A 21,797-nucleotide genomic window follows, 5' to 3' on the forward strand; every position below is an offset into this window, starting at 1 on the left:
CCGGACGCGGGCGGCCTACCAGGTGTGGGCGACGTCCACGATCATCTGGTCCCCGGACTTCAGGACCCGGAACGGCAGCTTGGCGCGCAGCCCCAGGCCCACCTGGGTCCGCCCTTCGTAGCTGGCACCGTACTTGGTGTCCTTGAAGGTCCGGTAGCCGTTGATGTTCACCCCCGGCAGGGTCTGCCCGGGCACCCCGGGATAGACGACCGCGCCGGTGAAGGGGTCGTAGCTCGGCGCGTTCACGAAGATCTGGAGGATGGCGCCGCCGCTGACCGGGATGAGGTCACCGGTGCCGTCCTGGTGGAAGGCGTCGACGTAGCCCACACGGAATCCGGCCGTGCCGGTGGCGCCGGTGATGTCGAAGACCATGCGGTCGTAGCACGTGTGCTGACCGGTGCGGATGTTCTTCAGCGGCTCGCTGACGTAGTCGGCGTCCGACTTGACGCCGCTCCCCCACGCGGTGGCGCACACCGCCGCCGCGGCGGACCTGTCCGCCTGCCCGGTCGCGGCGCCCGCCGCGCCGGCCGTCCCGATCAGTGCGGCCCCTGCCAGCACGAGGGCTGCGGTGCCGGTCCTTAACCGTCCCATGACTTGCCTCCAGAAGATCGACCGCGGTTCCAGGATGGCGGGGCGGTGCGCCCCTTCCGCGGCCTCCACCTTCGCGCCGCGCGACCCGGGTGTCATCCGTGCGGGTACTCAGCCGTCGCCCTAGGTATCACGCGAGGGCGTGCGCCGCCGGAGAGTGACCGGTCGTCCGGGTGGGCGGTGGTACGCAACTGTGCTGCCGAGGACGCCCGTTGAAGCCGGCGATCGGTCCGGCGGAATCCGGGATTTCGGCTCCGCGGCATGTTCGGCTCGCGTTCAATGGTGTCCGGCCGAAGCCCGCACATCCGTGCGGGAGCACCCGGCCTCGCGTGGCACAAGGGCGGCACGGAACGGCACATCGGGTCCGACACTCCACCCGCGGGCGGCGGGGCTGTGCGAGTCGGCGCTCCGGGCCGCTCCGGGTCTCCCCGTCCACGACGGTCCAACGATCGGAAGGAAGACCCGGAATGAAGAAGCAAGGCAGGTCGCGGATATGGTTCGGCGCCGCCCTGGCGACCTTGATGTCGTTCGCGGCGGTGCCGGGGGCCGCGCAGGCCGACCCGGGGCACGGTCCTGGGACCGCGCGGACCGGCTCGGGAAGCGACTGCTCCGCGGGCTATGTGGCCCTCACGTTCGACGACGGTCCGACGGCCTCCACGACCGCCTATCTGAAGGCGCTGCGTGATGCCGGACGGGTCAGAGCCACCTGGTTCGTGACCGGCGCGCTGGCCGCCGCGTCGCCGGAGGGGACCCGGCGGATCGCCGCCGCGGGCCACCACATCGGCAACCACTCGTACACCCACCCGGACCTCGTCTCGCTCGACGCGGCCACCGCGTACGCGGAACTGCGCGACACCAGCCGGGTCGTCCGGGCGCAGACGGGCCGTGCGCCGACGCTCTTCCGGCCGCCGTTCGGGAGCACCGACGCCCGGACCCGGCAGGACGCGGCCAGGCTCGGTATGACGGAGGTGATCTGGACGGCCGACACGGTCGACTGGAGCGGCATCCCCACCGAGACCGTCGTGTCGAACGCGCTGACGGTACGGGCGGGCGGCATCGTCCTGCTCCACGACGGACTCCAGAACACGCTCGCGGCGATCCCGGGGATCGTCGAGGGACTGGCCGAACGCGGGCTGTGCCCGGGCAGGATCGTGCGCTCGGCGGAGCCGGTCGAGGCATGGCCGGGTCTGACCTTCCACGCCAAGGCCGCGCGCTGGTGAGGTAGCGGTCCCGGCGGCGGGCCCGTACGGCGGAGCGGGCCGCCCCCACACGCCGCCCCCACACACGGGACACCCCCGAGCGGAAACGCTCGGGGGTGTCTCCCACCTTCGTGAACCCGGCCCACCGGACCGCGTTCCCGCATCCACCGGTCAGCGGTGAGCGGTCAGTGGCAGGGGCCCGCGGTAGGGGCGGGTGTCAGTCGCCGGTGTTGGTGGCCCAGACGGGACGGTTGTTCCGGTCGTAGACGACGACGTTGCCGTCGTCCTGGACGGCGAGGTAGGCGCCCTTGTTCCAGGTGCCGGCCGCCCACACCGCCTTGCCCTCGCTGTCGTAGACGACGAAGTTGCCGTCCTCCTGGAAGACCGCGCAGTTGCCGCGGCTCCAGGTGTTGGGGGCCTGCCACGCGGCACGGCCGTCCTTGTAGAGGACGAAGTTGCCGTCCTGCTGGAGGCGCAGCACCGCCCGTCCGTTGCCCGATGTCCACGCCTGGTTCTTACAGATCGTCGCGCGCGGCCGGATGATGTTGTCGCTGGTCGGCCAGGCGGCGGCTCCCGGTGCGGCGGCCTGGGCCGCCGTGGTCGCGGCGGTGGGGCCGAACGAGGTCACCGCCTGCGCGCTGCCCGCACCGGCGAACGCCAGCACCGCCACCATCGCGCATACCGCTTGACGCGTCTTCATCGCACCATTCCTTCAACCGAGGGCGCCCCGACGGGCACCGGCCTCATCGCGTGAGCAAATGATCACCTTCGGTGAGGAGGGGTGTCGAGGGTTCGTCTTGAGCCCCACTCCAACGGGCTAGCGCACCGCACGGCGGTGGACGCCGGAGCGCCCGCCGACGGCCACCGGGCTCAGCTGCGTGCGGGCCGTGGCAGATATCCCTCCGCTTGCAGGGTGAACAGCCGCTGGTAGGCGCCGTCGGCCGTCATCAGTTCGCCGTGGGTGCCCTGTTCGGTGATCCGGCCCCCGTCGAGCACCACGATCACATCGGCCTCCCGTACGGCGCTGAGCCGGTGGGACACCAGGAGGCTGGTGGCCCCGGCCCGGTGCGCGCGCAGCCTCGTGTGGATCTCGTGCTCGGCGCGGGCGTCCGGTCCCGCGCTGGGTTCGTCGAGGACGAGCAGGTCCCGGCCCTGCCGCAGCAGGGCGCGGGCCGGCGCCAGTCGCTGCCACTGCCCGCCGGAGAGCACCACGCCCGCGTCGGGGTCCTCGGCCTCGTCGCCCTCCCCCTCATCGAAGAACAACCGGCTGAGCAGGGTGTCGTAGCCGCGTGGGAGGGTCGTCACCATGTCGTGCGCGCCCGCCGGTTCGGCCGCCCGCCGTACCCGTTCCGGGTCGTCGAGCAGATCGAGGTCGCCGACGCCGATGTTCTCGCGGGCCGTGAGGTCGTGGCTCATGAAGTCCTGGAAGAGCAGGAGCCGTGCGACCGGGCGGGCGCACGCGGGACGCAACTCCGGCTCCGGCGACCGGGCTATCCGGCGCCCCCCGCTTCCACGGGCGGTCGGGCCGTGCCGAACGGATTGTCGATGAGGTAGCGCCACAGCCCGTCCGGGCCCCGGCGTGCCACGTCCGTCGCCGTCCCCTCCATCCGCAGACGCTTGCCGTCGGGCCCCGGCCCGTCGATGACCCAGTCGACGATCAGCAGGGCGATGTCGTCCACCGTGTAGGTGTGCCGGGTCCGTACGGAGATCGGGAGCCCGAGGGCGAGGAAGTCGGCGTTCGCCGCTTCCAGGGCCGCCCCGGTGGTCCGCACACCGGGGCGGGGGACGAAGACCGCGTCGGCTTCGTACACCCTCGCCAGCGCGTCCGGGCTGCCCGTGTTGAAGGACTCGGCGAAAACCGCGGGATGTTGCTCCGGGAGAGTGGTCAGGGGGACAGTGGGGACATGGTCGCGTTCGATGTTCGACTCGCTGCTCATGCCGACACTCAAACCGACGGCCGCGTGGCCAACCAAACGGAAACCCACGCACGGCCGTCCCCGGCGGAGCCGTCCGGCCGGTCGCCGGACTGGGACGGCGAACTGGTGCCGGACGCGCGGGGCCGCACCGCGGCACCGGACGAGGACTGCCCGGTCGAGACCGCGCTCACCGCCGTCGCGGGCCGCTGGACGACACTGATACTGCGCGAACTGATGCACGGCCCGCACTCCTTCGGCGAACTGCGCGACCGGCTGCCCCGGATCAGCACCAAGGTGCTGGCCGAACGGCTGCGGGTGCTCGGGGAACGGGATCTGCTGACGCACGACCGGCTCCGCGGATTCCCGGTCCGCACCCGCTACCGTCTCACCCCGGCGGGAAGGGCCTTGCGACCCCTGCTCATCGAGCTGTACCGCACCGGCTCCGCCATCGAGGCGCTGCGCGCGGCGGAGCGCGGGGACGGTGGAGCGGGCTGAGCGGGGCCGGCGACCGGCCAAACCGGTCCCGGTGACGGCCGGGCGCTCAGGGGCCCGCGTGGACCTGGCACGCCCACAGGCTCGGCGTCAGCGGGTAGTCGGCGCGCAGCGCGCGTACCGCGTGGTGCAGGGCCCGGGCCGTGCCGCTGACGGCAGGTGGTCCCCCGGCGGCGGTGAGCCGCTCGTACACGGCGTGGGCGGTCCGCGCCGCGACCGTGTCGTCCACGCTCCACAGCGAGCCGACGACGTGCGGGAAGCCCGCCATCTGGAAGGCGCTGACGACATGGACCGACTCGTCGGCCAGTTCGGGGCTGGTGCGCAGGGTGTCGCAGGCCGACAGATAGGCGAGCCGGGCGTCCGGGAGCCGTAGCCGCGCCAGGTCGCGCACGGTGGGGGAGGCGGCGGCGGGTCCGTGGAGCGCCAGCCGGGTCAGCGAGGGCCGGAGCGGGTCGCTCACGGCGTGGCAGGCGAAGTGCGCGTACGGATGGTCCGTCAGATGCCGCTGGACGGCCGCCTTGGTGGCCGCGGCACCGTCCAGGACCGTCACGTCCGCGAGGAGTCCGGCGAGCAGTCGCGCCTCACCGCGTGCCCCGGGCAGCGGGGGAAGTCCCTCGGCCTCGGGCACGGACACGATCAGCGGGCGCCCCGCCGCTGCCGGGCGGCCTTGTTCCCGGGCGCGGGCGTGGCGCAGGGCCCGCACGGTGGGCGTGTACGAGGAGACCACCAGGTCGAGCGCGCCGGAGCCGGTGCCGTCGGGCGCAGCCGCGTGCAGCGGAAGGGCTCCGAGCGGGCCGCCCGGCGACCACCAGATCCTGGGCGGGTCCTGCCCCGGGGGCGGTCCGGCGGTCAGTCCCAGATGTCCGAGGACCGGGCCGGTGACGGCGGTCCAGAGCCAGTCGAGGGTGTCGCGTACCACGGCCTGGGCCTCCAGCGCGCGTGTGCGCGGGCAGTCGGGGGCGGCCAGCAGGCCCAGCGCTTCCTGGAACCGCGCGGTGAGCGTTCCGGCGTCCCGGGCGGTGAGTCCGGGCAGCGGCAAGGAGTCGACGCCGCGCGCGGTGACGATCAGCGCGCCGCCCGCCGGGGCGCGGGAGTCCGTGCCGGGGAGCTCGGGCGGCGGGGGGACGTAGAGCAGGACGACGGGTCCCTCGGCGGCGGTGGCGCGCAGTTCGGCCTCGTCCCACTCGCGCACCGGCCGGAAGAGGCGCAGTCCGGGGTGCTCGGTGCGGATGCGGGTGATCAGCTCGTCCCACTCGGTGGCCGCCCGGCCGCGCCGTTCGGCGGCCGTGCCGTGCGGTTCGGCGGTCGTGGGGCGTCGTTCGGGGGCGATGACGTGGGGCTCGGCGGCGGTGCCGTGGGGTTCGGTCCCTCGCCCGGGACCGGAGGGCTCTCCATGGGGCTCGGTTCCCGGCCCGGGGCGGGCGGGCTCGCCATCCGCCTGGCTCCCGTCCATCCGGCTCTCGTCCATCCGGCTCTCGTCCGTCAGCGCGTCGACGTGTTCCCGCAGTCGCACGAAGCGGGCGGCCAGTTCGGGTGCGCGGGCGGCCAGTTCGGTCAGGTCGCTGTCCGCGTCGAACGCCTGGGAGAGCAGTATCCCGCGGGCCTGCTCCAGCAGTCGTACGGCGAGCGACGGGTCGCCGTGGCGGACGGCGCAGGCGGCGGCCTCCGCGCCGAGTCCGACCGCTTGTCCGAGCCCGAACTCCTGGTCGTCGCGCACCAGATGGCGGGGCGACACCGAGGGCAGCAGATCCACCGCCATGGTGAAGGCCTCCAGAGCCTGGTCCGGTCGGCCCAGCGCGAGACAGGCCCGGCCCCAGTTGCGGGCCGCGTCCAGCCGGGTGGACGGGGCGCCGCTCGGGTCGAGGGCTCCGGCCCGCAAGGCTTCCACCGCCTCCGCCAGGTCGGTGGCCGCGCGGGTGCGTTCGTGCAGTAGCAGGAGCGCCGAACCGAGGGTCGCCAGCCGGGCCGCGCGCCGGGAGTGCCCCTGCGGGGTGACGCGTACGGCCTGCCGCATCAGCCCGGCCGCTTCCCGTCGCGCGGCGGACCACCAGCCCGTCCGCTCCCCCGCGAGGCGGACGGTGGCCGCCGTCATCAGGGCGTTGGCGCGCCGGGGGTTGCCTTCGGGGAGCGCCGCGAGGACCGCGTCCATGAGCTCGCGCGCCTCCCGCACCCGCGCGCGGGAGCCCGTCAGCTGGAAGTCCGTGAGCAGCGCGAGCGCCAGGTTCGTCCGCCGGGCGGGCAGCTTCGGGTCGGTGCCGGGGGTCAGTTCGGCACCGGCCCGGATCTGCTGGACGGCCTGGGCGGCGAGCGCCGGGTCCCCGGTCCGCTCGGCGGCGTCGAGCAGCGCCGAACCCGAGGAGACCAGGATCGCGGCCCGCTGTTCGACGGGCAGTCCGGGCAGCGCGGCCGCGCGGCGCCGGTGCTCCAGGGATTCCCGCAGGTCCCCCGAGTCGTTCGACACCCGGTAGCGCAGTCCCAGGGCGCCGCCGAGAGTCATGAGGCGTGCGCCGAGTTCGCCGTGCCCGTCGGGTGTGCGGCGCACCGCCTCCCGCAGGGCGCCGACCGCCTCGTCGAGACCGTACGGGCCGGTGCCCGTCTGGTGGGCGACGCTCAGGACGCTGCCCAGTTCGTGCAGGGCGGTGGGACGCCGGACGTGGTCGTCCGGCAGCAGCGCGACGGCCTTCCGCAGCCGTGCGACCGCTTCCTTGAGGGCTTCGGGGCCGCCGGTGCCGCGTTCGTGACGGGCGCGCAGTTCCTGGGCGGAGTTGACCAGGCGCATGGCGGCACGGGGCGCCGGTTCGGACCCGTCCCCGGCCCCGGCCGCCTGGACCATATCCCTGTCCCTGTCGCCGTCCGGGCCGGTGTCCGTGCGTACCCCCGTGCCCGGGTCCGTCCGGGGTCCGGCGGCATCGGGGTCGGCGGGGCGGCCGGTGCGGGCGTGGCGGGCGCGCAGGACCGTCGCGAGCACCTCGTCCGCGTGGGACCGCAGTTCAGGGGTGGTACCGGGTTCCGTCCGGGCCCGGGTCAGTACGGCGACGGCTTCCTCCAGGTCGGCCGTCCGGTCGGTCCGCCGATAGCCGCGGAAGAGCGCGATGCCCAGGTTCAGCAGGGCGGAGCCGCGCCCGTTCGGGTCGCCGGGGACCGCCCGGCGCATCAGGTCCACCACCTCGTCGTGGAGTCCGGGTGTCCCGCCGTCCCGCTCCGCGCACAGGGACAGCGCGTGCGCCAGGCTGCTCGCGTACCTGCCGTACTCGGGGTGCCCCGGCCCGGCGCCGTCGAGGACGTCCCGGGCGATGCCGGTGGCCTCGTACAGGTCCTCGGGGTCGGACGTCGCCTCGTAGCGCTGGATCAGGGTGAGTCCGTGGTTGCTCAGCCGGACCGCGCGCTGGGGGTCGTCGGTCCGGCTCACCTTCACGGCGCGGCGTCCGACGGCGACGGCCTCGTCCAGTGGTTCCGTCGTGCCGTCGACCCGGCTCAGGGTCCCGAGGGCGGATGCCAGTGCGCCCAGCCGGGCCGGGTACACGGGGTCGTCCCGCCGGGTCGCGAGTACGGCGAGGGTTCCGGAGGCGACCCCCGTCCACAGCAGTTGTGCCAGGTCGATGCCGGACGTGGACCGTATCCGTTCGGCGAGTTCGTTCAGGCCGGACAGGTACGAGGACGCAGGGTCGTCCGCCGCTTCCCTGGCGGAGAGGTCGCCGGCGGCGGCCACGGCGGACTCGCAGACGACGTGCCACTCCGCGGGGCCGTCCGCTGCCGCCGGGTCGGGGCGCTGGTCGGACGGGATACGGGCGAACCCGGCCGCCAGTTCCTCCGGCACGGCCCGCGGATCGACGGCCCAGACCGGGAACAGGAGCGTTCCCGCGCTGCTGCCCTCCCTGGTTCCCCGGCCCTCACCGAGCGCCCCGCACCGGAACCAGTACAGCCAGCCCACGGCCCACCGGACCTCCAGGTCCGTGGTGAGGTCGCTCGCCCGCAGCAGGGCCCCGGTCTCCTCATCGGCCGCGGGGCCGAACAGCCCGTCGGGGCCCCCGGGGTCGCCGCTCTCTTGGAGCCGCAGCAGCCGCTCGTGGACCACCCGCAGCCGGTGGTCCCGTTCCCTCCGCTCCATCCGCCCCGCCCCCGCCCTTCCGTGACCCGTGATCCTTGCGCCTCCCGTCCCGCCATGAGGCACAATCGGGATCATGACGGCAACGGACAGGGAGCGCCAACGCGCGGACTCCGTCGCGGCGTTGTGCCTGCTCCTGGGGGAGACGGGCGGGAGCGGGGGCGACCGGCGGGTGGCCGAGAGCGCGGAGCGCGCCAGGGCGCTGCTCGCCGCGTCCGGTGATCCGCGGCGGATCGACGAGGCATTGCACGCGGTCGACGAGGCGCTGCGCAGGGCGGGCGACGCCCGCGGGCTGCTCGGCGGCTCACGGGGCGCGACGGACCCCCGGCCGTCCGGGTCCGCGCTGCCCGGGCTCCGCCCGCAGATCAAGGTGGCGCTGTGCCCGGGCGAGCCGGGGTGCCCGCGCCGCGAACCGGCCAGGGATCTGTGGCCGACGCCGATGTGCGCGGTCGCGGGGGTACGGATGCGCAAGGAACGGCTCCGGCGGGAGCCCTGACGTCATGGACATCCGGCGGTGAACCCGCTCCTCGCGACGCTCAGCGGCAAGCTCACCGAGCGCTGGATCAATCTGCTGGTGCTGCCCGGCGCGCTGTTCCTCGGCGTCCTCGCGACCGGGGTCACGCTCGGTCACGGGCACTGGCACGATCTCGGCCGGTTGCGGTCCGCGCTCGACGGGCTCGCCGGACGGCCCGCGCTGGACCGCACGGGGACGGCCGCGGTGGTGGTCGCGCTCGTCCTGCTGCTGTCCTCCGCCCTGTCGCTGGCCGCCCAGTCCCTCGGCTCGGGCATCGAGCGCTACTGGCTGCGTGAGGCGCGCTTCCCTCCCTCGCGCGCCCTGGCCCGGCGGCGGGCGGACCGCTACCGGCGGGCGGACCGGCGGCGCACCGAGGCCATCCGCGACCCGGCCACCACGGAACGTGACATCGTCCGGCTCACCCTGCTCCGCGACCGCGTCGGCCTGGTGCCCCCGAGCCGTCCCACCTGGTACGGCGACCGCCTCCAGGCCGCCGCGGAACGGGTGCACGGCGCCTACGGCGTGGACCTCGCCGCGGTGTGGCCACGGCTGTGGCTGGTGCTCGCCGAGCCCGCCCAGCGCCAGATCGAGTCGGCCCGCGCCTCGGTGGCCGCGGCCGCCCGCCTCGCCGCCTGGACCTTCGGGTATCTCGTGGTCGCCCTGTGGTGGTGGCCGGCGCTCGCGATCGCCGTCGGCTGCGCGGTGGTCTCCCGGGTCCGGGCCCGGGACGCGGTGGAGGCGCTCGCGCAACTCGTCGAGGCGGCGGTCGACGTCCACGGCCGTGACCTCGCGGTCCGGACGGGCGTCGAGGCGGCGGAACCGGAGCGCGCCCCCGGACCGCTGGACCACGCGTCCGGCGACCGGATGTCCGAGGTGTTCCGCAAGGGCGACTGACGGGGCGGGGCGGGGCCGCGCGGCGCGGCGCTTGCCGTGCGCAGGGGGCGATTCGGGTTCCCCTGGCGGCTTGGTGGTGCCGCTGGCGGCCAGGTTCCCCTGGTGGCCCGGGACCCGGACGGACCTGGTGCCGCCGGCTCACGTGACGTAAGCACCCTCCGTCCCCCACGCGCCCTACGTCCCCCGGGCGCCCTACGTCCCCCAGGCGCCCCACGTTCCCTACGCGCTCCAGGCGGCGCGTAGCCAGGCCGACCAGCGCCGGGCCACCCCGAGGCGCCGGTCAGCTGGCGACCAGTTCACCGGCCGACCGCTTCACCTTTTCGCCGATGCACCGGGCCAACCGGATCACCGGACTACCGGCCCACGGACGACCAGCAGCCGACCACCGGCATTCCCTCGCCACCGGCATGTGCCCCTGGCATGCCCACCCCACGCCCGCATACCCCCCTCAGGTATGTTACATTGCAGCGCACAGATACCCCTAGGGGGTATTAAGAACAGAGGGGTCAGGGCCAATGTCAACCATCAATCCCCGGCGCTGGTGGGCACTCGCCGTGCTCGCCACCGCTCAGTTCATGGTCATCATGGACACTTCGATCATCGGTGTCGCGCTCCCCGAGATGCAGAAGGACCTCGGCTTCTCGCAGGGCGAGTTGCAGTGGGTCTTCAACGCCTACGTCATCGTCTTCGGAGGGCTGCTGCTGCTCGGCGGCCGGCTCTCCGACCTGCTCGGCGCCCGTAAGGTCTTCGCCACCGGCTGGGTGATCATGATCGTCGGCTCGGTCCTGGCCGCCGCCGCGCAGACCGCGTGGGTGGAGATCGCGGGCCGCGCCGTCCAGGGTGTCGGCGGCGCACTGATCGCGCCCGCCGCCATGACCCTGCTGATGGTGCTCTTCGCGCACGATCCGAAGGAGCTGGGCAAGGCGATGGCGCTGTACGGCGCCGCGGCGCCCGCCGGCGGAACCGCGGGCGTCTTCCTCGGCGGGGTCTTCACCGAGTGGGCGAGCTGGCAGTGGGTGTTCATCATCTACATCCCGATCGGCCTCGCGACCCTCGCCGTCACCAAGCTGCTGCCCGCCGTCGCGCCCCGGCGCGGCTCCGTGGACGTCCTCGGCGCGGTCGCCGTCACCGCCGGTCTCGCGCTCGCCGTCTTCGCCGTGGTCCGCGCGCCCGAGGTGGGCTGGGGAGCCACCGCCACCGTCCTGGAACTGATCGGCGCGGCCCTTCTGCTGATCGTCTTCTTCGTGATCCAGCGGTCCGTCCGTGAGCCGCTCATGCCGCTCAGCGTGTGGCGGGTCCCGCGGCTCGGCTCGGCCAACCTCGCGATGACGCTGCTCGGTGCCGCCTGGATTCCGATGTGGTACTTCCTCAACCTGTACCTCCAGCAGGTCCTCGACTACGGCGCCTTCGCCTCCGGCGCCGCGCTCCTCCCCATGACCATCCTGCTGATGATCTTCATGACCACGATCACCGCACGCCTCATGGGCCGGTTCGGGGCGAAGCCGATGATCGTCGGCGGTCTGCTCGCCCTCGCGGCCGGACTGCTCTGGCTGTCGGCCGTCGAACCGACCGGCACGTTCCTGATCGACGTGCTGCCCGCGTCGCTGGTCGCCGCGCTGGGTATGGCGCTCGCCTACATCCCCGCGATGATCGCCGCCATGGCCGGTGCCCCCCAGGAGCAGGCGGGGCTGGCCTCGGGAATCGTCAACACCACCTACAACGTGGGCTCGGCACTCGGCCTCGCCGCGCTGACCGCGCTCGCCACCACACACGGTGCCGGTGAGCTCGGCAACCTGCCCGCCCTCACCGACGGCTTCAGCGCCGCGTTCCTGGGCGCCGCCGCCATCGCCGCCGTGGGCGCGGTGATCACGCTCGTCGCGATGAAGGGCGAGAAGGCCACGAACGCCGCCGCGGCCGCCCCGCGGAACGAGACGGCCGGGGTGTGACGTACCGGGCGTGACGTACGGGGTCACCCCGTACCGGCAAGGGTTCGTCCGACGGCTCGCAGAGCGCCGGACGAACCCTTGCGGTGCTCCGCACCCCCGTCGACCCGCTCCCGGCCGTCCCGCACCACGACGGAACAACCCGCGGCCCCGCCGAGACGGCCCGCACCACGACGGAACAGATCACACCACCACGAAACGACCCGCACCACGACGGAACGGCCCGCCGGAACCGTGGTTCCGGCGGGCCGCCCCTGTCGGTGTCGGCTCACCGTGAGCCGTCACCGATATGACGGGGTGTCACCTGCCGAGGAAGGCGTTGTGGATGGTGACCGCCGACTGGTTGTCCTGCTTGTCGGTGACGACGGCCCTCAGGGAGATCCCCTTGCCCTTCTCCGGCGCGCGCACCTTGACCTTGCCCGCGTCGACCGTCACGGACTTCCACTTCTTGCCGTCGTACGACACCAGGACGCGCAGCGTCTTCAGGTTGGTGCCGGACGCGGCGCCCTGCACCTCGACCGGGACGACCTGCTTGCTTCCCGCCGGGACGGTGGAGTCCAGGGCGAGCCGCGGCTGGAACCGGACCGTGGAGACCGGCAGATCCGTCCGGCCGGTGGCACGGGCCGAGGTGAACGTCCAGGAGGCGTCGATCCGGGTCCCGGCGCGGTTGAACGTCGGGTCGCGGTGGACCGTGGTCGCCACCTTGTACTTGGCGGACTCCGGCGGCAGCGTGATCAGCTGCTCGTCGATGGCCACGTCGTTCTTGGTGTGCAGCACACCGTCGCGGTGGACGGTGGTGCTCGCAGCGGAGTACCGGGCGAAGCCCGAGTGACCGGCCCCGTCACTGACCAGCGTCAGCGAGCCGCCGATGTCGTCGCCGTCACGTACGAGCCCTTCGCCCGCGTTCATCCGGGGGCCCGACACACCGACGTTGAACTTCTCGGTGTGCGTCGTGCCCGGCTCGAAGCGCCGCGACCCGCCGAGGCCGTACAGGGCGTCGAAGAGCTGGTCGCCCGCCGCGTCCTTCGCGCCGAGCACAGCCGCCTCGATGTTCCAGCGGGCCCCGTCGTCCGTGGACAGATACACGTCGCGGTTCGCCGACGCGGCCTGCGCGGCGAACGGCGCGAGGAAACCGCCCCCGTACTCCAGTTCGCCGTGTGCGGCGAGGGCGCCCCGCAGGCCGGGGGCGGACGCGCCGATTCCCGCCTTCACCAGGGCCATGTTCCGGGTCGTGTAGGACTTGGAGTAGCCGGTGGCCAGCTCCGGGACCGGACCGCCGGTCAGCATGTTGTACTCGGTGGTGCCGTGCTCCCAGTGGCCGGACCACTGCTGGGTGAGGTATCCGTCGGGCAGCCGCGGACCCTGCGAAGCGGTACGCAGGTTGTCGAAGCTCGCGAAGTCGCTGCCCTGGAGGACGTACACCTCGGGAGTGTTGAGGGTGTACATCATCCCGGCGCGTGTCGGGCGGGCGGCCGGGTCCGGCACCGTGACGTTCACCGGCCGGGTGGTCCGGGCGTCGAGGGTGACGGTGGTGGGGCCGGACACCGAGAACTGCGGGTTCTCGATCAGGTCGATGCCGTTGCGCGGGGCCGCGGGATCGGCCAGCAGGTTGGCCGCGAGGGCGTAGTTGCCGCGCGGCAGCCGGACCGTGGTGGAGCCCGACGACAGCTGCGGGAAGACCCGCCGGCCGGTGGCGGCCTCGCTGTAGCCCTTCAGATCGGCCTGCCAGCCGCTGCTCGGCGCGCCGTCCCGTCCGAGGGTCTTGAAGGTGACCTCGTACGACTCGACCTCACGCTCCACCGCGGCGGCGGTGCGCACGCTCTGGCCGCCGCCGGAGGCGACGACCGTGACGGAGTACGAGCCGTTGACCGCCCCGCCGATACGGGTGTCGGCCGTCAGGGCCACGGAGGCGCTGCCGCCCGCCGGGACCGTGACCCGCTGCGCGCCGAGGGTGAAGAACCCGGCCGGGGCGGGCTGTCCGTCGCCGCCGACGGGCGTCGCCAGCGACAGGTCGAGCGTCACATCGGCGGTGCCGTTGTTGCGGTACGTGACCTGCTTGGTGACGGGTGTGTCGTCGTGGTGCGGCCACTCCTGGGTGCCCATGCTCACGGAGCCCGGTTCGGAGACGACCGTCTGGTCGATGGCCTTGTCGACCGAGAGGCGGCCCGTGCCCTGCTCGAAGACCGAGTGCGCGCCGCCCTTGGCCGAGCCCATCAGGACGGACTTGAGCTGTGCGCCCGTCCAGGTGGGGTTCTTCTGCTTGAGGACCGCGGCGGCGCCCGCGACATGCGGGGTCGCCATCGACGTGCCGTTCTGGCTGACGTAGCCGGGCGGGTTCTGCCCCGGGACGCCCGCGGCGGCGGCCGCCCCGATCGCCACACCGGGCGCGGTCATGTCCGGCTTGACGGCGTTGTCCCCGGTGCGGGGTCCGACCGAGGAGAAGTCGGCGATCAGGTCGTTGTCGTCGACGGCGCCGACGGTCAGCGCCGCGTCGGCGCTGCCCGGCGACCCGACCGTGCCCCGGCCCGGTCCTTCGTTGCCCGCGGCGACGGCGAACAGCACGCCCTTCTCCGCGGAGAGCTTGTTGATCTGGGCTTCCATCGGGTCGATCCCGGGGGTGTCGAGGCCGCCCAGGCTCATGTTGATGATGTCGGCGCCCTGTGCCACGGCCCAGTCGACCCCGGCGATGATGCCGGAGTCGTCACCGGAGCCCCGGTCGTTCAGCACCTTGGCGTTGATCAGCTGCGCCCCGGGCGCGACACCCTTGTACCGGGCGTCCTTCTTCCCCGTACCGGCCGCGATGGAGGCCACATGCGTGCCGTGCCCGACGCGGTCCCGGGCGTCCGGGGAGGAGCTGAAGTTGCGTTCCGCGACGACACGGCCCGCCAGGTCCGGGTGGGTGGCGTCGATCCCGGAGTCCGCGACGGCGATCTTCACACCGGTGCCGTCGTACGAACGGGCCCACGCGGCCGGGGCGCCGACCTGTCCCGTGCTGCGGTCGAGCGACGCCTTCCGCACACCGTCCAGCCAGATCCGCGCGATACCGGACGTCCTGGCCACCGAGCCGTCGTCCTTCGGACGGGTCAGGGCCTCCCACAGCGCGCCCTTGCTGTCGGTGGCGCTGGTGACGGCGTCGGCTTCGAGGGCCGACAGGGTGCGGCGGACGGTCGTGCCGTCGGAGGAGCGCACCTCGGTACGGGCGGCCCCGGCCGTGGCGCCGCGATAGCCGACGATCACCTTGAGCCCGGCGCGGTGGGCCTTGCGGCTCTCCGCCTCGGCGAGTCCGGTCACGTCGAACAGCCGCTGGTCCAGCGTGCCGTCGGCGATCAGGCTCCGGGCGTCACGCGGCACCACATAGGTACGGCCGTCGTGGACCTGGGTGAAGAAGGGCATGTCCTCACGGCCCTTGGCCCGCTGGATGCCGCCGACCCGGCCCTTGGAGTCCACGAGGACCCGGTCACCGGTGATCAGGACGACGGTGTGAACGGTCCTGCCGCCCGTCCCCGGGCTCTTGGCCGCGGTGGTGGACATCGCGTCCAGGTCACCGCTCTGTGCCGACGCGGGGCTGGTCATGCCCGCCGTCAAGGCTATGGAAGCCGCCGCGGCGACGGTGGCCGCGTAGGCCTTCTTTGCTGGTGTGCGCAAGACTCCCCCTGCTCAGGAGCGAATCGGGCGGGCGGGGGCCCAGCCCGGGCGGGGGCGCGCGCAGATAGGTGCACGCCCCCGGCTCCCGAAGTATTCCGGGGGTGCTCCGGCGCACTCAATGATCGCCTGATGATCATTGTGTGACGGGACTGCGGGGCACCGGGGCCCGCCGTCTCCCGACACGGCGGGGCATCGGGGCCTCCCCGTCACCCGACGCATCGTCAGGAACGGTCATGCCTGACGTGGCATCAGACGTCAACTCCGTTGCGCGGCGTTGTACTTCTCGAAGATGCGGTGGAGGTCGAGAGCGCGTCGGCCGTAGTTCTGCGCTTCGGCGCCGGTGCCGTTGTAGCGGGCGAGCACCGCGATGATGTCGGCGTCGCTGTAGCGGAGCCGGTCGGTGGTGACACCGACCCGGGCCGCCGAGTGGAGGTGGACGAGGGGCACGGTCGAGACATTGTGGTCGTCGTCGTTCCGCAGCCTCGTCCACACGTCCCTGCGTACATGCCAGTCGTCCGGGTCGAGAGGCGCGCCCGGGACCACGCCCGCCGCGACACAGTGGTTGCGGGCCTCGATCGCGGTCCTGGCGAAGATCTGGGCCACTCCTGTGCTGGAGTCCTCACGGATCACCAAGGGCGGGACCGGCGGATCACCCACCGGGTGCCGCTCCCACGCCTCGTGCTGTTCCCGCCAGGTGAAGTAGGTCGCGACCAGGAGGTCCACACCGGGGTCGGTCCTGTCGGCCTGGTACTCCCAGAACACCGCGGCCTGGATGAGTGCTTTGCGCATCCGCAGTGACCGGGCGAGCCCGGTTATCAGCCCGTCCATGTCGACGACCTTGGTCGCGCACTCATGGGGCCCGCGCAAGCGGCCGATGCTGCCGTGGCCGTTGTCCTCGATGTAGCGGATGAGGTCCGTGGTGAGGTCGTTCTGCCGGGCGCGGTCGAAGTCGACGTCCAAGGCGGTGTCCGGGCCGCGGGGGGCGAACCGGTTCTGTCCCGGGTCCCGTCCGGAGGCGATGTTCTTGTCGATCTCGATGTACCCCGCGCCTGTGCCGACGGTGAGGGTGGTGATCTGGTCGGATCGCCGGTGCTCACCAGCAGGGAGGCCCAGGTGCGGAAGTCCCCTCCGCCGTGCGCCGGCAGCAGTCGCGCGAAGCGCTGGAACTCCGCGACGGTGTGCGCGAGCGCTTGCGAGTAGCGGCCGTCGAAGGCGACGTCCCAGCCGTTGAACCGCATCGCCGCCTGGAACAGACGGACGAACTGCCTGGCTCCGTCGGCCGACCCGGCCTCCAGCAGCGCTTGTGACCTGACGCCGTCCTGGGTGCCGGGCCCGAAACGGCCGTTGGCGGTGTCGTCGCCCATACCGATCTCGTACTGGAGGGCGAAGACCAACGCCTTCTGCACATCCCGGGAGAAGTGCCCGTCGCAGGGGCAGACGAAGAACTCCCGGCGGCCCACGTAACGCCCGTTGAGCCACCGCTGGATCCCACGTACCGCCTCGGTGCCGTCACCCACACGCACATACGGGTCCATGGTCAACAGCGCCTTGAACACCTTCGGTTCGAGCCCGCCGCCCGGGAACGCCCCGCCGATGCCCATGTCCGACTTGATCCCGATGACGGAGTCGACGACCCGGTCGTTGTAGGAGGCGTCGATACCGCCGCCGTCGTACCCCTTGCAGTACAAGCCGGACTGCGCGATGCGGTAGACGTTGCCGTGCCGCGTCGACCCGTCGACACACGCTCCGAACCGTGACCGCAGCGCGCTCAGCGTCGTCGGGCCGAAACTGTCCGACAGTTCCGTGATGCCCAGCTCGTACTGGAGCGCCCGGGTCAGCGCGTGCATCACCTTCCAGCTGGTCCGCCCGTTCACCTCCACCTGCGGAATGCCCGCCACGTCATAGGAGTTGATGAACCGCTGCGCCAGCTCCACCATCTCGTCAGCCATCCGGCCCTCCCCCGCACCCATCGGCCCCGCCCCGGCAAACGGGGCACGTGCACAGGACGCCGCTCCCTGAGCCCGCCACGGCCGGGAGCACGTCCGACCGGGGGCATTCGATTCCGGCCGTCCGTCGTGCGCGCTCGGCCTCTGTCCAACGAATACCCACGGTGCGTGACCGGACGGTCCCGGGAGCCCGCCGACATCCGTTCGGGCGATCACCCCGACGGGCGAGGGGGCAGGGTAGCGACCGGCTCGGCGCGCGGGACCGGCACGGAGCTGGTGAACTGGTGGGCGGGGCCGCCATGCACTCCGGGGAGAGATCAGGATGAGCACCTATCGCGCCGCCCAGGTGGAAACCGCCGGTGGTCCGTTCCGGATGGTCGACCGCGAGGTGGAACGGCCCGGACCCGGCCACGTCAGGATCGCCGTGGAGGCCTGCGGGATCTGCCACAGCGACGCGGCGTTCGTGGAGGCCGCGGTACCGGGCATCCGGTTCCCGCTGGTCCCGGGACATGAGATCGCCGGACGTATCGAGGAACTGGGCGAGGGGACACAGAGCGACTGGCAGGTGGGCGACCTGGTGGCGGTGGGCTGGTTCGGCGGCAGCTGCGGCCATTGCCCGCCCTGCCGACAGGGCGACTTCATCGTCTGCGAGAACCTGAAGGTCCCCGGTTGGGCATACGACGGCGGATACGCCGAGACCGTGATCGTCCCGGTCGACGCGCCGGCCCGGGTCCCGGACGCGCTGGGCGCCGCCGAGGCCGCGCCGCTGGCCTGTGCCGGGGTGACCACGTACAACGGTCTGCGGCGGGGCTCGGCCCGGCCCGGTGATCTGGTCGCGGTGCTCGGCATCGGCGGTCTGGGCCATCTGGGGGTGCGGTACGCGGCCGCCATGGGCTTCGAGACCGTCGCCATCGCCCGTGGACCCGACAAGGCCGACTTCGCCGAGGCACTCGGCGCGCACCACTACATCGACAGTACGGCCGGCACCCCCGTCGCGGACGCGCTGCGGTCGCTCGGCGGCGCCAGGACCGTACTGGCCACCGCGGCCAACTCCGACGCCATCGCGGCGACCGTGGAGGGGCTCGCGCCCCGTGGCGAGCTGGTCGTCATCGGCCTGGACAGCGAGCCGCTGGGGATCAGCCCGGCACAGCTCATCATGTCCGGCAGGGTCGTGCGTGGCCATCCGTCCGGCACCTCGCGGGATGTGCAGGACACGCTCGCCTTCAGTGCCCTGCACGGCATCCGCGCGATGACCGAGACCGTACCGCTGGACGACGTGGACGAGGCGTACCGGAAGATGCTCTCCGGCGCCGCCCGCTTCCGGATGGTCCTGACCACCGGCTGACCTCACCTGTGATGTCCGCCGGAGCGCCGCAGGGGCGGTCCGGCCGGTGGACGGCGTGCCGTGAACTAGTCGAGGCGCTTCGCGGAGAGGATGAGGACCGGCTCGACCGGGACGTCCGCCATCCCCTTCGACCGCGCGGTCCGGACGCCCGCGATCTTATCGACCACGTCCATTCCCTGGGTGACCTCGCCGAACACCGCGTAGCCCACGTCGCTGCCCGGGTCGAGGAAGCCGTTGTCACTGTGGTTGACGAAGAACTGCGCGGTCGCCGAGTGCGGGGCGCTGGTGCGCGCCATCGCGACGGTGCCGCGACGGTTCTTCAGGCCGTTGGATGCCTCGTTCTGGATCGGGTCCCTGGTGTCCTTCTTCCGCAGGTCCCGGGTGAGCCCTCCGCCCTGCACCATGAAGCCGGGGATGACCCGGTGGAAGACCGTGTCCGTGTAGAAGCCCGAGTCGACGTACTGGAGGAAGTTCGCCGTGGTGACCGGCGCCTTCTCCTCGTCGAGGCTGATCACGATCTCTCCGAAGGAGGTGGACAACAGAACCTGCGTCATACGAGCACTCCATGCGTCTGACGGATGATCACCACACTCTAGTCGCGCCGGTCCCACCACCCGCAGGACCGTGTCCGGGGTGGCTGTCGTGCCGTGCCGGTGGGCTCCACGTCGTGCTGGTCGCGTCGCCGTCAGCCGCGTCCCTGCCTCCGCCGCCGGAGGGGCTGACAGCGACGTGGCCGGCACGACGACGAGGTCTTCATCGCTCGTCGGCGACGACGAACCGCTCGACTCCGGTGTCGGTGAGCGAGTCGAGGGAATCCAGCTGGGTCGCGGCGACGACGAGCAATTCGTACTCCGTCCGCAGGACGGGGAGCCGGTGGTGCTGGATCACCAGTCCGATCTCGTCCAGCGCCGAGTCGGACTCGCCGTTGTCCACCAGGTCGACGACGGACGACAGCGCGCTGACGACCTGGTGCTGTTCCGCCAGGCGGCGGGCGATGCTTCTGGCGACCGAACGGACGATCGTGCCAGGCGGGTCCAGCGGAGGTCTTCCGGGTGGGGTCGGCGGGCTCATGTACGGAAACGCTCTCTGTCCGTAGGGAACGGGCGGTGCTCTGGTGGCGGTGGGGACGGGCGTCCGGCCCGGAGCGGGTGTGAAGGCACCGGTAGCGGGTGGAAGGCACCGGTAGCGGGTGGAAGGCACCGGTAGCGGGTGTGGGGCACGGTGGAGCGTTTCACGCGGCCTTGGAGAGGGTGGACCCCCTGTCCGTCCGGGGCAGCGGCCGGACGGATGTCGCGGGTCCGGTCACCGCTCGTCGTACGTCGTCGCGTGGCCACAGCAGGAGGGCGGCGACGGCGCCGACCACGGCGAGCGCCGCGAGGACGGACCAGGTGAGGCCGAAGCCGGTGTTGGTGCCGAGCCATCCCGCGACGGGGTAGGTGATCAGCCAGGCCAGGTGCGACAGGGAGAACTGGGCCGCGAACGTCTCGGGGATCGCGTGCGGTTCGACGGAGGCACGCAGGACGCTGCCGGTCGGTGTGACGATCAGCGCCATACCGACGCCGATCACGGTCCAGACGACGGCCGTTCCGGTCCATGTGGCCAGGCCGGACGCCATGAGGGCCACCGCGGCGATCGTGCCGCCGACGAGTACTCCGGCCCCGGTCATCATGACGGTGCGGGCGGCGATCCGGTCGAGTACGCGGGGCAGTACGACGGCCGCCAGGAGGGTTCCGCCGCCGGAGGCGGCGAGCATCCAGGCGACGTCCGACTGCGAGCCGCCGAGCTCGTCACGGACGTAGTTGACGGTGTTGACGACGACGATCGATCCTGCCGCCGCGACCACGAGATTGAGCGCCATGACGCCGCGCAGCCGCGGTGTCCGGAGGAAGGTCCTGGTCCCTGCCGCCATCTTGTCCCACGCCCGGGTGTGGCTGCTGGGGCGGGCGTCGGGGACCCGCGTGAACAGGATGAGCGCGGCGGAGAGGAGGAACCCGACGGAGGTGCCCAGGAACAGCGAGTCGAAGCTCATGAACGCCAGGGCGACCGCCGCGAGTACGGGACTGAGCAGGCTCTCCATCGTGTAGGCGGCCTGGGAGGCGGCCAGGGCACGTGTGTAGTCGGACTCATCGGTGACGATGTCGGGGATGACGGCCTGGAACGTCGGGGTGAACGCCGCCGACGCGGCTTGCAGCAGACCGATCAGGACGTAGATGTGCCAGACCTCGCTGACGAGCGGCAGTGCCAGGACCACTCCGGCGCGCACCACGTCGAGGAGGACCAGGAGAGTCCTTCTGGGGAAGCGGTCGACGTACGCGGCGGCGAGGGGGGCTATGACCACGTACATGAACATCTTGACGGTCAGGGCGGTGCCGAGGACGGTGCCGGCGCGCGGGCCGGCGAGGTCGTAGGCGAGCAGTCCGAGGGCCACGGTCGTCAGTCCGGTGCCGAACAGGGCGATGATCTGTGCGCTGAAGAGGCGGCGGTAGTCACGGATGGCGAACAGGCTCATGGCGTGTTCCTTCCAGGTCCGGGCGGTGGGGCACGGCCTCGGCGCGGAGGCCGTGCCCCACAGAAGGCGGCCAGGATGTCTCTAGTCATCGGCGCCGCTCCCCGGGGTGAGGCCGGCGAGGAGGTTGAAGGCACCGGTGAGGATGTTGAGTGCGACGACGCCGACGACGTCGGCTATCGCGCGGTCGCTGTAGCCGTGCTCACGCAGCGCGATGACCTGTTCGTCGGTGATCGACGTCGGCTCGCGGTACACCTGGAGGGCGAGGGTGATGATCGCCGCGATCGCGGGATCGGCCGAGGTGCCCGTACGGGCCCGCTCGATCTCCAGCTCGTCCACTCCCAGCCTGCGGGCGGCACTGACATGCGCGTCGAGACACAGTCCGCAGCCCTGGAGTACCTGGACCGCGATCGAGATCCGTTCGCTGACCGCGCGGTCGAGTTTGGCTCGCCCCATGGCCCGGCTGAGCTGTAGATAGCCGCCCAGGACGGCGGGCGAGTGCGCCATCGTGGAGACCATGTCGCCTACCTGGCCGTGCCGGGAGACCAGCTCGGCGAGCAGGTCGCGTGAGGCGCCGACCGCGGTATCGGGTGTGAGGCGGGTCAGGCGGGTCATGACGGTCCTTCCGGTACGGGGATCTTCCGGGGCGACGGGGATGTCCCGGGGGCGGGGCTTCCCGGGGGCGGGGTGTGCCGGGGGCGGGG

At 72.5% G+C, this 21,797-nt stretch carries 18 protein-coding genes; 6 read left to right on the forward strand and 12 right to left on the reverse strand.

All coding sequences use genetic code 11. The features are described from left to right. Window positions 1-15: 15 nt before the first annotated feature. A complete protein-coding gene (locus tag OG711_RS06050; protein WP_329558658.1) occupies window positions 16-591 on the reverse strand; it encodes an AMIN-like domain-containing (lipo)protein in 576 nt (191 codons plus the stop codon). 464 nt (window positions 592-1,055) lie between these two features. On the opposite strand from OG711_RS06050, the gene OG711_RS06055 reads away from it, so the two are divergent. Further along, complete coding sequence (locus OG711_RS06055; protein WP_073787153.1) at window positions 1,056-1,808, forward strand: polysaccharide deacetylase family protein; 753 nt, start codon at window positions 1,056-1,058, stop codon at window positions 1,806-1,808. A 196-nt stretch (window positions 1,809-2,004) separates the two neighbouring features. On the opposite strand, the gene OG711_RS06060 is transcribed toward OG711_RS06055, so the two are convergent. From OG711_RS06060 to OG711_RS06070, 3 genes are all read right to left on the reverse strand, one after another. Further along, a complete protein-coding gene (locus OG711_RS06060) occupies window positions 2,005-2,487 on the reverse strand; it encodes a hypothetical protein (protein WP_329558659.1) in 483 nt (160 codons plus the stop codon). 170 nt (window positions 2,488-2,657) lie between these two features. Next, a complete protein-coding gene (locus tag OG711_RS06065) occupies window positions 2,658-3,203 on the reverse strand; it encodes an ABC transporter ATP-binding protein (RefSeq protein WP_178391000.1) in 546 nt (181 codons plus the stop codon). A gap of 74 nt (window positions 3,204-3,277) precedes the next feature. Further along, window positions 3,278-3,724: a YybH family protein gene (locus OG711_RS06070; protein WP_073787157.1), complete on the reverse strand. Its 447-nt coding sequence runs from the start codon at window positions 3,722-3,724 to the stop codon at window positions 3,278-3,280. A 24-nt stretch (window positions 3,725-3,748) separates the two neighbouring features. Between OG711_RS06070 and OG711_RS06075 the strand changes: the two genes are divergently transcribed. Further along, window positions 3,749-4,198 (forward strand): winged helix-turn-helix transcriptional regulator, encoded by a 450-nt coding sequence (locus OG711_RS06075; protein ID WP_245876736.1) that lies wholly within the window; start codon window positions 3,749-3,751, stop codon window positions 4,196-4,198. A 46-nt stretch (window positions 4,199-4,244) separates the two neighbouring features. Here the strand turns inward: OG711_RS06075 and OG711_RS06080 are convergent, their stop codons facing one another. After that, complete coding sequence (locus tag OG711_RS06080; RefSeq protein ID WP_329558660.1) at window positions 4,245-8,303, reverse strand: CHAT domain-containing protein; 4,059 nt, start codon at window positions 8,301-8,303, stop codon at window positions 4,245-4,247. Between the two features lie 73 nt (window positions 8,304-8,376). Between OG711_RS06080 and OG711_RS06085 the strand changes: the two genes are divergently transcribed. The 3 genes from OG711_RS06085 to OG711_RS06095 all read left to right on the forward strand — a co-directional run bounded on the left by OG711_RS06085 (window position 8,377) and on the right by OG711_RS06095 (window position 11,654). Beyond that, window positions 8,377-8,796 carry a hypothetical protein gene (locus OG711_RS06085; protein ID WP_329558661.1) on the forward strand — a complete coding sequence of 140 codons (420 nt, stop codon included), beginning with the start codon at window positions 8,377-8,379 and terminating at the stop codon, window positions 8,794-8,796. Between the two features lie 18 nt (window positions 8,797-8,814). Continuing rightward, a complete protein-coding gene (locus OG711_RS06090) occupies window positions 8,815-9,708 on the forward strand; it encodes a hypothetical protein (protein WP_329558662.1) in 894 nt (297 codons plus the stop codon). A 515-nt stretch (window positions 9,709-10,223) separates the two neighbouring features. Beyond that, complete coding sequence (locus OG711_RS06095; protein ID WP_073787165.1) at window positions 10,224-11,654, forward strand: MFS transporter; 1,431 nt, start codon at window positions 10,224-10,226, stop codon at window positions 11,652-11,654. Between the two features lie 297 nt (window positions 11,655-11,951). Here the strand turns inward: OG711_RS06095 and OG711_RS06100 are convergent, their stop codons facing one another. The 3 genes from OG711_RS06100 to OG711_RS06110 form a co-directional block, all read right to left on the reverse strand. Beyond that, window positions 11,952-15,224: a S8 family serine peptidase gene (locus OG711_RS06100; protein WP_405674772.1), complete on the reverse strand. Its 3,273-nt coding sequence runs from the start codon at window positions 15,222-15,224 to the stop codon at window positions 11,952-11,954. A gap of 327 nt (window positions 15,225-15,551) precedes the next feature. Next, on the reverse strand, window positions 15,552-16,124 hold the full coding sequence (locus OG711_RS06105; protein WP_329558664.1) for a hypothetical protein: 573 nt from the start codon (window positions 16,122-16,124) through the stop codon (window positions 15,552-15,554). Then, window positions 16,112-17,245 carry a hypothetical protein gene (locus OG711_RS06110; RefSeq protein ID WP_329558665.1) on the reverse strand — a complete coding sequence of 378 codons (1,134 nt, stop codon included), beginning with the start codon at window positions 17,243-17,245 and terminating at the stop codon, window positions 16,112-16,114. Before OG711_RS06110 ends, OG711_RS06105 begins: the two co-directional genes overlap by 13 nt. Window positions 17,246-17,564: 319 nt before the next feature. On the opposite strand from OG711_RS06110, the gene OG711_RS06115 reads away from it, so the two are divergent. Beyond that, complete coding sequence (locus OG711_RS06115) at window positions 17,565-18,587, forward strand: alcohol dehydrogenase catalytic domain-containing protein (protein WP_073787171.1); 1,023 nt, start codon at window positions 17,565-17,567, stop codon at window positions 18,585-18,587. A 65-nt stretch (window positions 18,588-18,652) separates the two neighbouring features. Here OG711_RS06115 and OG711_RS06120 read toward each other — a convergent pair whose 3' ends face one another. From OG711_RS06120 to OG711_RS06135, 4 genes are all read right to left on the reverse strand, one after another. Further along, window positions 18,653-19,141: a peptidylprolyl isomerase gene (locus OG711_RS06120; RefSeq protein ID WP_079184559.1), complete on the reverse strand. Its 489-nt coding sequence runs from the start codon at window positions 19,139-19,141 to the stop codon at window positions 18,653-18,655. 199 nt (window positions 19,142-19,340) lie between these two features. After that, a complete protein-coding gene (locus OG711_RS06125) occupies window positions 19,341-19,658 on the reverse strand; it encodes a hypothetical protein (protein ID WP_329558666.1) in 318 nt (105 codons plus the stop codon). Between the two features lie 160 nt (window positions 19,659-19,818). Further along, window positions 19,819-21,096 carry an MFS transporter gene (locus OG711_RS06130; protein WP_073787177.1) on the reverse strand — a complete coding sequence of 426 codons (1,278 nt, stop codon included), beginning with the start codon at window positions 21,094-21,096 and terminating at the stop codon, window positions 19,819-19,821. A gap of 81 nt (window positions 21,097-21,177) precedes the next feature. After that, window positions 21,178-21,708 (reverse strand): carboxymuconolactone decarboxylase family protein, encoded by a 531-nt coding sequence (locus OG711_RS06135; protein WP_329558667.1) that lies wholly within the window; start codon window positions 21,706-21,708, stop codon window positions 21,178-21,180. Between the last annotated feature and the right edge of the window lie 89 nt (window positions 21,709-21,797).

Origin of the sequence: Streptomyces uncialis (assembly GCF_036250755.1) — a bacterium.
Taxonomy (GTDB): Bacteria; Actinomycetota; Actinomycetes; order Streptomycetales; family Streptomycetaceae; genus Streptomyces; species Streptomyces uncialis.

What these genes read in the sequence shown, in the direction of transcription:
- OG711_RS06080 (WP_329558660.1), bottom strand. Translation starts at nt 8,303, where the DNA reads ATGGAGCGGAGGGAACGGGACCACCGGCTGCGGGTGGTCCACGAGCGG.
- OG711_RS06050 (WP_329558658.1), bottom strand. Translation starts at nt 591, where the DNA reads ATGGGACGGTTAAGGACCGGCACCGCAGCCCTCGTGCTGGCAGGGGCC.
- OG711_RS06065 (WP_178391000.1), bottom strand. Translation starts at nt 3,203, where the DNA reads ATGAGCCACGACCTCACGGCCCGCGAGAACATCGGCGTCGGCGACCTC.
- OG711_RS06115 (WP_073787171.1), top strand. Translation starts at nt 17,565, where the DNA reads ATGAGCACCTATCGCGCCGCCCAGGTGGAAACCGCCGGTGGTCCGTTC.
- OG711_RS06125 (WP_329558666.1), bottom strand. Translation starts at nt 19,658, where the DNA reads ATGAGCCCGCCGACCCCACCCGGAAGACCTCCGCTGGACCCGCCTGGC.
- OG711_RS06110 (WP_329558665.1), bottom strand. Translation starts at nt 17,245, where the DNA reads ATGGCTGACGAGATGGTGGAGCTGGCGCAGCGGTTCATCAACTCCTAT.
- OG711_RS06055 (WP_073787153.1), top strand. Translation starts at nt 1,056, where the DNA reads ATGAAGAAGCAAGGCAGGTCGCGGATATGGTTCGGCGCCGCCCTGGCG.
- OG711_RS06070 (WP_073787157.1), bottom strand. Translation starts at nt 3,724, where the DNA reads ATGAGCAGCGAGTCGAACATCGAACGCGACCATGTCCCCACTGTCCCC.
- OG711_RS06120 (WP_079184559.1), bottom strand. Translation starts at nt 19,141, where the DNA reads ATGACGCAGGTTCTGTTGTCCACCTCCTTCGGAGAGATCGTGATCAGC.
- OG711_RS06095 (WP_073787165.1), top strand. Translation starts at nt 10,224, where the DNA reads ATGTCAACCATCAATCCCCGGCGCTGGTGGGCACTCGCCGTGCTCGCC.
- OG711_RS06085 (WP_329558661.1), top strand. Translation starts at nt 8,377, where the DNA reads ATGACGGCAACGGACAGGGAGCGCCAACGCGCGGACTCCGTCGCGGCG.
- OG711_RS06105 (WP_329558664.1), bottom strand. Translation starts at nt 16,124, where the DNA reads ATGGACGGGCTGATAACCGGGCTCGCCCGGTCACTGCGGATGCGCAAA.
- OG711_RS06060 (WP_329558659.1), bottom strand. Translation starts at nt 2,487, where the DNA reads ATGAAGACGCGTCAAGCGGTATGCGCGATGGTGGCGGTGCTGGCGTTC.
- OG711_RS06100 (WP_405674772.1), bottom strand. Translation starts at nt 15,224, where the DNA reads ATGACCAGCCCCGCGTCGGCACAGAGCGGTGACCTGGACGCGATGTCC.
- OG711_RS06130 (WP_073787177.1), bottom strand. Translation starts at nt 21,096, where the DNA reads ATGAGCCTGTTCGCCATCCGTGACTACCGCCGCCTCTTCAGCGCACAG.
- OG711_RS06135 (WP_329558667.1), bottom strand. Translation starts at nt 21,708, where the DNA reads ATGACCCGCCTGACCCGCCTCACACCCGATACCGCGGTCGGCGCCTCA.